Source organism: Pseudomonadota bacterium, from assembly GCA_018242545.1.
Taxonomy (GTDB): Bacteria; Pseudomonadota; Alphaproteobacteria; order 16-39-46; family 16-39-46; genus 16-39-46.
Genome location: JAFEBT010000122.1, coordinates 1 through 1,120, shown reverse-complemented (window position 1 = coordinate 1,120; position 1,120 = coordinate 1). Strand labels below are relative to the sequence as shown.

The 1,120-nt window shown below is 29.1% G+C and carries 1 protein-coding gene; it reads left to right on the top strand.

The features are described from left to right. Positions 1–248 precede the first annotated feature (248 nt). On the top strand, positions 249–413 hold the full coding sequence (locus JSS34_08920; protein MBS0186416.1) for a hypothetical protein: 165 nt from the start codon (positions 249–251) through the stop codon (positions 411–413). Positions 414–1,120: the final 707 nt, after the last annotated feature.

The window sequence follows — 1,120 nt, the reverse complement described above, 5'->3', positions numbered from 1 at the left end:
TGAAGGGATATTTTAAGAGATATTTTAGAAGATAATTTAAGAAGATAAATTAAGAAGATAAATGAAGGGGGGATTTGAAGGGAAAAATGAAGAGTAATCTTAAGGGGGCAAAAATCCGCAAAGAAGATAACATTAAAAAGATAAAAATGAAGAGTAAGATTAAGGAAAAATTAAGGGCTTAATTTAAGAGATAATTAAAAAGGAAAAAAGAAGGGGTAAAAATTCGCAAAGAAGAAATGATTTGAAAGATGAGAAAGAAGAGAAAAAAGAATAGGAAAACTGAAGTGAAGGAGAATCCAGAAAGGGAAAAATTAAGAAGAGAATTGAAGGGGAAAATGAATTGTAAAATAGAAGAGAAAAAGAATAGGAAGAATGAAGGGAAGAATGAAGGGAAGAATGAAGGAAAATCTTAAGAGGCCTCTTCGTAGAGGCGAAGGACAAAAATCCGCAAAGAAGATCCCATTAAAAAGATGAGAAAGAAGGGAAAAATTAAGAAGATAAATGAAGGGTAATTTGAAGGGTAATTTGAAGGGTAATTTTAAGAGATCTTTTAAGAGATAATTAAAAAGGAAAAATTAAGAGATAAATTAAGAGAATAAATTAAGGGATAATAGAAAGGAAGAAAGAATCGATAAAGATAAGGGCAAAAATCCGCAAAGAAGAAATGATTTGAAAGATGAAAAAGAAGGGAAAAATTAAGAAGATAAATGAAGGGTAATTTGAAGGTAAAATGAAAGAGACCTTTTAAGAGATAATAAAATCGAAGTGAAGAATTAATAGGTAAATAAAAGGTAATAAATCAGGGCAAATTTCCGCAAAGCATAAATTCTTTCAAAGATGAAAATGAAGAGTAAGATTAAGGAAAAATGAAGGGAAAATAGAAGAGGATATTTTGAGGTAAATTTGAGGGAAAAGTTAAGAGATCTTTTAAGAGATAATTAAAAAGGAAAATTCTCCCTCGAATCTAAGTGAAGAAATAATCGATAAAGATAAGGAAATAATGAAGAACAAAAATCCGCAAAGAAGAAATAATTGAAAAGATGAGAATTAAGAGAAGTTTAAAAGGAAGAAAGAATCGATAAAGATAAGGCCAAAATCCGCCCTTAAGAAGTATTTGAAA